We start from the raw sequence: 8,729 nt of genomic DNA on the forward strand, positions 1-8,729 counted from the left end.
AATAAAAGTAAAATAGAATAAGGATCGAATATAAGTATTGATAAAACTTTCCCTTTAACGACCGTTTTTGGTTAAAAGAGCAAAACTCTCTTTCGTACTCAAAAAACACAGAAAATATGCTCGCTATCCTGGCTGGACTTTACTTCAAATCAAAGATGTACCTAAACACGTTATTACTTATATTGCCAAACAAATTGGAGTTTCTAAACAAGAATACCCGAAATATGAATAGAGAGAGGTAACCCGTAACGAACAGTGAGATATTCTAAGTCCCTTCTCCTTCATTGCATTGCAACCATCCATCAGATAAACCGGATAAAAAATACTCCAATGTTTGTGATGTATGATCAAGAATTTCAATAGCTTCTTTTACATTAAAATTCACATAAATTCCCCCTCTCACTAATGATACAAAAATACGTTTTAGTCAAAAGTTATATAAATCCAATGAAAATGTAAAAAGAAATCCATTATGGGTTTCTTTTTTGTATTACTACCACCTGTAATAAAAATAAATCTTACTTTTTCTAGATAAAAAACAAAACAATACAAGAATTGGAACTATTTACCGTTAAATTATTTTATACTTAACAAGTATTCGAAAAATCATTCTATAATGGAGGACAACACAAAATGAAATTAGGTAAATTAGTACTTATCGGAGCATTAACATTCGGAAGTTTTACAGCTATAGAAATGACTACGCCAACAAAACAAGCTTCAGCAGCTACACAAGATAATTTCACCGTTGTTTCTACAGCAAATTCATATTATCAAGGGCAAAGTTTTTTATTAAAAGCTACAAATGATAATCCATATAGCGTATGGTATCAAGTGAGTATTGAAAAATTAGTCAAAGATAAATGGGAATATTATGATGCAGATGGATTCCATTCGGAATTACCTGCCAACACATATGAAGATTTTGATATTTGGACCGGTTGGGGTGGACAAATTGTATCCCCTGGTATGTATCGTTTGAAAGTGGAAACAAAACATGCTGATGGAAAAACAGGCGTTTTTTATACTGATCCAATTGAATTAAAGAAAAGCAGTTGGATGGAAGAATAAAGTACGGTTTAGAAAAGAAAGCTGTTTTAATAGCAAGGTATATAGCGCCCTACTTCAAATAACAAGTCTATAGAGAAAACAATAAAGAAATGGGGTTCGACTGAGATACATGTAATTTCGGGTTACAAGCTTTATTTTATTTACAATAAACACATTTATTATTTTTAAATACTACATATAACATAAACGTTCATCTTCACTCCAATCTAGCACTTGGCCTACATGGAGATTATTTTGTTTACACTGCTTTGCTAAACATTCAAAAAAAAGAGTCTTAATCATTAAGACTCTTTTTTGATAAACAATTTGTATTTCTTTTTAGTTGGTTATGTTTTATCACAGAAATATATTTACTAAATTGATAAGAGGTCAATAATCTTTTTAGATTCTTTTATCCACTTCATTGAGCAAATACATTTGTTAATCACTTAGACGTAGACTCAAAGTGAGCGGCAATAGTTAATGCATCTTGGATAGAGCCACTTATTTCTATTCCATATAAAGTATCTCCATTTTGCCAATACACACGGTTTTGTTTCTGTCTGTTATCCACTTCTATAACTGCGTAAGAGTTTGGAGTTGGTAGTGGTGCTTTATCTAATTGATTCACTATGGATTTTGCTATTGGTATATTTTCATCTTTATTTGTCAATGGACTTTTTATAATAACTCCCCAATGATCCTTAACAAAATTTAAATACATTGTTCCTGCTGCTCCCTCAGTAAAACCTTTAATTCCATTCCCTACATCTATTGCACTAGGATCATCTTTGCTCGGGACATCTTTTTCGTAATCAGGATTTAATTTAAATGTTGAACATAAACTTTTACCGGCTTCTTCCTTTGTTTCATACTTTTTGACAGATAGTTTTGCGATTTTCTTAGCTTGTTTAGAATCCGAAAGTGCAGCAGAATCGACAGGTAATGGACTGTTGCTTTCAAAAAATGTAACAGTGTAATTTTTATCTTGCCCTTCAGTGTGTGCAGATAAAACCTTTTTTTCATTAGACAGAGGGATTTCTGTTGGTAAGAATACATTCATTTTCGTTTTTGCTTTTAAAGCTGTTCGAGTCGCTGCAAACACATCTTTTTGTTTCGATGCATGAGACTCTTGTTGTTTTTCCGTTTGTTTCTTATCGTGTTGTTTTTCTGTTTGATTCTTTGGTACAGCAGTTTCTTTTTTGTCACATGCTCCTAGTAAGAGTAGGGAAACACACATGAATGCTGAGATTTTTTTCATTTCTTTTACCTCGAGTTTATTAATTTTGTGAAAAATAACATTATGAATCTAATTATAAAATTACACCTCAAATTAAAACTTATGCAATTTTTTTAAAGTCTCCAATGCAGCAATCGTCAACGCAGAGTTTCCTTCTTGTTTTAAAGCTCGGAAATACAAGCTTCTTAAGAAGGTTCTAATGTTTTGTACTAAAATATCATTTTGAGAAGCTGGAGCTTCTTCAATGATCGTAAAGCTGTGAAACCAATTGTTCCATTCTTCTTTGGCTAAGATATTTTGGTTCCATAAAGACATTACTGCCGTCACTAATCTCTCATCTTCAAAGTTTATGTATACGTAATCATGCAGACGAACCTTATGCCGAACAGCAGTAAGGATTGCATGTGAAAATTCGCGATTTCGTATCGTACGTGCTAAAGCATCTAGCGCATCTGCGGCATGTGCAGTAGAATGAGCCCAGCCATTTCCCTCTACATAGCCCCTTACATCTTGTTCAAGATACACATATTCAAGAACTTGTTCTGCCACGCTGTAGAGCTGTTCTTCAGATAAGAACGGTTCTTTTTCATGAACGGATAAAATAAGCGGTGGGATTAGAATTGAGAAAGCACGTTTAAAAACAGAGTCTGTTCCCTTTTCACCGATTTGATAAAACAAATAATCAGTACTAAGCGCCTGCAGCAGTAGCCCGCGTAACTCTTTTTGTCTAAATACTTCGCCTGTAATCCATTGTTCGAGTGTACTGTAAATCAATTCATCACGCAACTCTGCATCGGGTGATCCGATATAATCTAGCATCCATTGTGCATATGGGTATGCATCAACATCTTCTGGTACGGCGTAATTGTTATTTTTGATTTGTTGTAGTTCTTGTTTTAATTCTTGTTGATCCATCATCATATTTTCTCTCCTCTCTTAAAGTTTTTGTGGCATACTTTTTATATTACCTTATATTTCTCTTTATACGCCATCCTCTATTTATAAATTTCATAGAAATGCATAATAATTGCACTAAATATGTATATATAAGTTAAAAAGTGCCATAAAAACCCTTTCTTATTAGAGGGGACCATGCATAACAGCGACTTATGTGTCGAAAAATTAAAATGGATTTATATATTTGTATATAACTTTATCTCCAAAAAACAGACTTGATCTATCTGTAACTTTTCTAAAAATTGTAAATTTTATTTCGTTATTTTCAGAAATACTACTGTCTATTTTGCTAGCTGGTTTTTTCATTCCATCTTTTGTATCAAATGTGAGTCCTTTATATAAATGAATTAAGAAGAGAATCACTACTATATGATAGATGATTCTCTTCTTTTATCTTTAAACTTTAAATGAGAAAGTAATTAAAATTAAAGATGCTCACGCTGCTTTGCGATCGTTTTTTTGTGTTTCTTTTTGTTGATTAGGTGGTCGAATCAACATAGCGATGATACATGACACAACACTCAATGCGCCAATTACAATAAAAGTTGGCTTAAATCCACCTAGAATTACACCAATAAAGGAACCTGCGAGTGCTCCAAAACCAAAGCCTTGATACACGATACCGTAGTTTTTACTATGATTTTTTAGACCAAAGAAATCACCAACGATGGCTGGGAAAATAGTGATATTTCCACCAAAGCAAAAAGCAACGCTAGCTACACAAGCGAAATAAATGCCATAATTTAAGTCCACGAAACTAAGAATAGAAACAGACATAGCTATAACGACAAAAGTTGCCGACACAATTTTCAAACGACCAATTTTATCTGACAACGGTCCCAAAATGATTCGACCAACTGTATTAAAGATAGCAATCATAGCGACAGCGTTAGCTGCTGTTGCTGCGCTAAGCCCTACGAGTTGAACGCCAATATCCTTTACCATGCCAATTAAATATAAGCCACTCATACATGATGTAAATAACATGATAAATAATAGATAAACTTCTTTTGTGCGTAGCATTTCTTTTGTAGTATAATCATGACTCATCGTTTCATGAACTGTATCTTGTTCAGCGGCTTTATGTATAAAACAAGCGCCAATAACTACCATAATTGCAACAATTAAGCCCCAATAGAAAAACGCTTGCGATACACCAACTGAAGCAATCAATTTTCCATTAATGTATTTAAAAATTAGACTGCCCGTGCCGTATGAAGAGACAGAAATACCAGAAATTAAACCTTTACGCTCTGGAAACCACTTTATTAAATTGGATAGTGAAGTGATATAGGCTGTACCATCTGCGTAACCTACAACAACACCTGCTAGTACATAAAGCATTGGTAATGAGGAAACTTGCGAGCTAAGCATCAAACCAATTCCTAGGGCCAATCCGGATATAATAAGGAGTTTGCGAAGTCCCCATTTCTCTTGTAATTTACTCGCAAATAAAGTTGCAAATGATAAAGAAAAGCTAGTGATTGAGAAAGTTATCGCAACAGCGTTAAGATTCCAGCCATATTTACTCACTAAAGGCTGATTGAATAAGCTCCATGTATAAATCGTTCCAAGTCCCATTTGGACAATGACTGTACCAAGGACAACAAGCCATGGGTTAACAGATGAATGTTTCATACCATCCTTCCCTCTCTTTTCTCATTTCAATCCTTTTTAATAATCGTCTAACGATGTTTATTATAACCACAATGCTCCGTGAGATACGAATAGTGAAATGAAAATTAATACGGAGTAATACCTTTCATATACAAATGACTTTATTGTTCTATAACAACAAAAAAGACACTTCATTGGTAAGTGTCTTTATAAAGCAACTTCTATTTTAGATACTTTTACTTATGGTGTAGTTTGTACGAACAAAAGGTTTAATGAGCAAATGTATCAGCAACTATATTGCTAAATTCTCGTAAGTAGTATAGGTAATTCTCTCCTCCGTAGTTATATCTTTTGTTATACATTTTTGCGACAACGACATTATATTCAGGAATAACTAAAATCGTTGGTCCTGTTATACCTAATATTTGATAAGATCCTTTTGGAACTTTTTCTCCTATTTCACTTTGCAGTGCTGGTGCATTCTGAACAAACCAAAATAATCCGTTTTGTGGTAAATTTGTATTTTTATAATGAGGAGAATGAACTTGTGTTGCAATTTCAATAACTTCTTCCGGTACGATCTGTTTTCCATTCATATACCCTTTATTTAGGTGAAGGTTTCCCCAATAAGCAAACTCTCTAGCGGAGACAAAAAGATTCGATTCTGCCCCGTCATCTAATACTCCTACAGTACTTACAGCTTCTTCATTGGGATTTATGATTACTTTCACTAAATTTTCATGATCTATTGTTTGCCAAGCTGTTTCAGTAAAACCTGCAGGTATAAAGACTCGTTCTTTCAGTAATTCCGGAAAGCTTTTATTATATAACTTATAAATTAGCTGCGTCATCATTTCAACATTAATGCCTCTATAAGCCCATCCTTCTCCAGGTTCAAATTCTCGGTATATGATCCCGCCCTCACTCACATCGAGACCGTGCGAATGAGTGACTAAATGCCTTAAAGTTGTTTTACCAAGTAAAGTTTTGTCATATTCTTCAAAGTAATCCACAGCATAATCGTCTAGACTCTTAATTTTCCCTTCATAAAGCGCATAAGCAATCGCAAGTCCTAAATAACTTTTTCTTGCAGAAGCAACGTTAAACTGTGAAGTTGCTGTAATAGGAGAACTATTTTTTGTATTAGAGTGGGTCCCGCTATAATACTCCAATACAACTTCATTATCTTTCATAATAAAAAGTGCAGCAGCAGAGCTGCAGTTTCGTTCTTTTATGTTTTCTACCCATGAAATGAATTGTTCGTATTTTTTCATTTTTTATCCCTTTCTTTACTAGATCTATGCCAAATTTTAATTTCGACAAAAAATGAAAAATACCTTTCTTTCGTACTGCGAGCTCTGACTATGAAAACTGAATGATTTTCGCATCGAAAAAGTAAAAAAGCAGGAAATAATTTTCTGCTTTTTTACTTTTAATATGATCGTTTTATTCATTTAAATTCTCTTCAATTGAGCTATGATTCATATTCTTTCCATAAAATATTTCATCCATTTCCAATTTTAATTTCTTTGTAATTTCTTGTTGTTCGTCTGCAGACAATGTTTCTTGTGTATATCCAAACAAATAGTTATTTAAGTCAAATTCTTTTAGTTTGCATTTTGTATGAAAAATATGTTCTTGATATACATTGACATCAATCATGTCATACAATTTTTTTACATTCTCTGGGATGTAATTTTGGATGGAGTTTATTTCGTGGTCAATAAATAATTTGTTACCTGTTATATCTCTTGTGAATCCACGAACTCGGTAATCAATGGTCATAATATCCGTATCAAATGAGTGAATTAAATAATTTAGTGCTTTAAGAGGCGAGATTTCGCCGCATGTAGATACATCAATGTCTGCTCTAAAAGTGCTAATTCCTTCATCTGGGTGGTATTCAGGATACGTATGAACCGTTATATGGCTCTTATCTAATTGTATAACGACTGATCCAGGAAGAGGGCCAGGTGATTCGTTAAATGATTCAGTTGGAACTTCGACAATCGGGCCTTCTGAAACCAATATCGTTACGCTCGCTCCTTGTGGAACGTAGTCTTGTTTGGCAACATTTAATACGTGTGCACCTATAATATCAGATACGTTTTTTAAAATCTTTGTTAATCTGTCTGCGTTATATTGTTCATCTATGTATTCTATATAGGCTTCTCGTTCTTCTCTTGTTTTTGTATAGCAAATATCATACATATTAAAACTTAATGATTTTGTGAGATTATTAAATCCGTGCAATTGAATTCGCTGTTCTGGCGTTAGTTTCATGGTGAATTCCCCCTCTTTTTTATATTCAATAATGATTGATACACCTTTTATGAAATATAGTTCCATCCTATATTTTTTTCATGCATATGGTGTTTACTTAGGATTGCTTACAAATCATTGAATCATGTTTAATGGTTTGTTTTAATTTTTTACCAAAATACGGTAAATGAAATTCATTCTTTTTTCATGAGAAGTATGTTTGGATTTTTATCATTTGAAAAAGCTTGGATTCAACCAAATCCAAGCTTTTTCAATGGTTCAAACCATTATTTTTTTAAATCTCTTTTTGTTACTTCGCTTCTAATGTTTACATCTTTAGAGAACTCAGTATCTTTCTTCAGATTGTTAGGATATTTGTTGTTACGTTCTCGATTATCATTTCTGTTCGTCATAAATGATCCTCCTTTTGTTAAGGTTTGTACCTATTTTTTTACGAAAGAAACCATTTCATACAGGATAATTTGTTATTCCTATTCCATTTTTTGTGAGATTCCTTTTAGACAAAATACTTTTTGATTAGCACATACTATTTATTGGAGGTGACAAGCATGGGAAATAATCAAAATCCGTTCACAACAAAGAAGCGTAATGCTAACGGACAATATGATAAGGAAGCACATAGCATTGACAGTCATGGGAACTATGTACCAAATACACCAACGAATGATGCAATTCTTCGTGCTGAAAGAGCAAAAAAATGACTGTCCTGAAGGATCAATTATTAGAATTAGTACCGGAATCGGTAAAAAAGTTGCTTCAAAAAGAGATGCTAGATGGAAATCGATGTCTTATTGATTTCATTGTAGATGATGCAATTGCTTATGAATTTGAACCAGAACAAGTAGCTCCCTGTATTATGGCAGCTTATTATGTTTACGCATCAACGGCCTATCCAAGTGAAATGGAAGAAGAATGGAAGCTAGAGTTAGTTTTTCACGCAGCTACTCGTTCGGCGATGAAGCTTCTGTCTTACGGTAAATATAAAGCGGAACGATCTGAAAGTGGATGGATGAGGTATGAAAATTTTTAAGTAACGTTCGCTAATGAACAATTACATTAAGATAATCTTGACATAAAAAAGTCCGATTGTAACCGTATTAAGGTTATATCGGACTTATAATAAACGTAATTTTGGAAGGAATAGAATCCTTTGAGAAGTGAATCAATACCGCTTTTAGCTTACCACCTGCTGCAATTGAGCCCGCTACGTGAGTTCCATATCCCCCGTGATCCTTCACATCAGCAGAATTACCTGTTTTAGTTTCGTCCACGTGTAGCTTTTGAATAAAGTTTGATTAAATTAACTTAATAAACCTTGATAAAAGAGCAAATAGAAAAAGCGTGTTTTGAAAAAAAGATTGATCAAAACACGCTTTTTCTATATTCAATTGAATCATCCTTTTATAAAAAAGTTTGATAATTTTTGTGATCCCTGCTCAATTAAAGCGCCCTTTTATTAAACAATTGGTTAAAATTTTATTGTTGAAAATTAATTAAAGACAGGGGTTCTCTAGGATAATCCTAAGTATAAATAATATTGTAAGTCGGTTTGACAACTCCACTAGAGTACTGTTTCATGTCC

The 8,729-nt window shown here is 33.3% G+C and carries 11 protein-coding genes and 1 pseudogene; 4 read left to right on the forward strand and 8 right to left on the reverse strand.

The features are described 5' to 3' along the window. Positions 1–67: 67 nt before the first annotated feature. Entirely contained in the window at positions 68–232 is a 165-nt protein-coding gene (locus MR076_RS26850) for a DUF4158 domain-containing protein (RefSeq protein WP_396021720.1), read from the forward strand. 36 nt (positions 233–268) lie between these two features. Here the strand turns inward: MR076_RS26850 and MR076_RS19760 are convergent. Continuing rightward, positions 269–385: pseudogene (locus MR076_RS19760) on the reverse strand (DinB family protein); the annotation flags it as partial. A 248-nt stretch (positions 386–633) separates the two neighbouring features. Between MR076_RS19760 and MR076_RS19765 the strand changes: the two are divergent. Then, positions 634–1,071, forward strand: coding sequence for a DUF5065 family protein (locus MR076_RS19765; protein ID WP_242223428.1), 438 nt, complete (start codon positions 634–636; stop codon positions 1,069–1,071). 424 nt (positions 1,072–1,495) lie between these two features. On the opposite strand, the gene MR076_RS19770 is transcribed toward MR076_RS19765, so the two are convergent. The 6 genes from MR076_RS19770 to MR076_RS26425 form a co-directional block, all read right to left on the reverse strand. Continuing rightward, entirely contained in the window at positions 1,496–2,311 is an 816-nt protein-coding gene (locus MR076_RS19770; RefSeq protein ID WP_242223430.1) for a hypothetical protein, read from the reverse strand. A gap of 72 nt (positions 2,312–2,383) precedes the next feature. Then, complete coding sequence (locus MR076_RS19775; RefSeq protein WP_242223446.1) at positions 2,384–3,208, reverse strand: DUF2785 domain-containing protein; 825 nt, start codon at positions 3,206–3,208, stop codon at positions 2,384–2,386. Between the two features lie 474 nt (positions 3,209–3,682). Next, complete coding sequence (locus MR076_RS19780) at positions 3,683–4,885, reverse strand: L-lactate MFS transporter (RefSeq protein WP_242223432.1); 1,203 nt, start codon at positions 4,883–4,885, stop codon at positions 3,683–3,685. A 248-nt stretch (positions 4,886–5,133) separates the two neighbouring features. Then, complete coding sequence (locus MR076_RS19785; RefSeq protein ID WP_242223434.1) at positions 5,134–6,138, reverse strand: serine hydrolase domain-containing protein; 1,005 nt, start codon at positions 6,136–6,138, stop codon at positions 5,134–5,136. Between the two features lie 172 nt (positions 6,139–6,310). Further along, the gene (gene speD, locus MR076_RS19790) at positions 6,311–7,147 is read right to left on the reverse strand and encodes an adenosylmethionine decarboxylase (protein ID WP_242223436.1); all 837 of its coding nucleotides are present in this window, start codon (positions 7,145–7,147) and stop codon (positions 6,311–6,313) included. 266 nt (positions 7,148–7,413) lie between these two features. Next, positions 7,414–7,539, reverse strand: coding sequence for a hypothetical protein (locus MR076_RS26425; protein ID WP_277928550.1), 126 nt, complete (start codon positions 7,537–7,539; stop codon positions 7,414–7,416). Between the two features lie 156 nt (positions 7,540–7,695). Between MR076_RS26425 and MR076_RS19795 the strand changes: the two genes are divergently transcribed. Both MR076_RS19795 and MR076_RS19800 read left to right on the forward strand, forming a co-directional pair. Further along, on the forward strand, positions 7,696–7,848 hold the full coding sequence (locus MR076_RS19795) for a hypothetical protein (protein WP_242223438.1): 153 nt from the start codon (positions 7,696–7,698) through the stop codon (positions 7,846–7,848). A gap of 5 nt (positions 7,849–7,853) precedes the next feature. After that, a complete protein-coding gene (locus tag MR076_RS19800) occupies positions 7,854–8,177 on the forward strand; it encodes a hypothetical protein (protein ID WP_242223448.1) in 324 nt (107 codons plus the stop codon). Between the two features lie 73 nt (positions 8,178–8,250). Here MR076_RS19800 and MR076_RS19805 read toward each other — a convergent pair whose 3' ends face one another. After that, positions 8,251–8,418: a hypothetical protein gene (locus tag MR076_RS19805; RefSeq protein ID WP_242223440.1), complete on the reverse strand. Its 168-nt coding sequence runs from the start codon at positions 8,416–8,418 to the stop codon at positions 8,251–8,253. Positions 8,419–8,729: the final 311 nt, after the last annotated feature.

Source organism: Bacillus cereus group sp. BfR-BA-01380, assembly GCF_022663535.1.
Classification (GTDB): Bacteria; Bacillota; Bacilli; order Bacillales; family Bacillaceae_G; genus Bacillus_A; species Bacillus_A cereus_BB.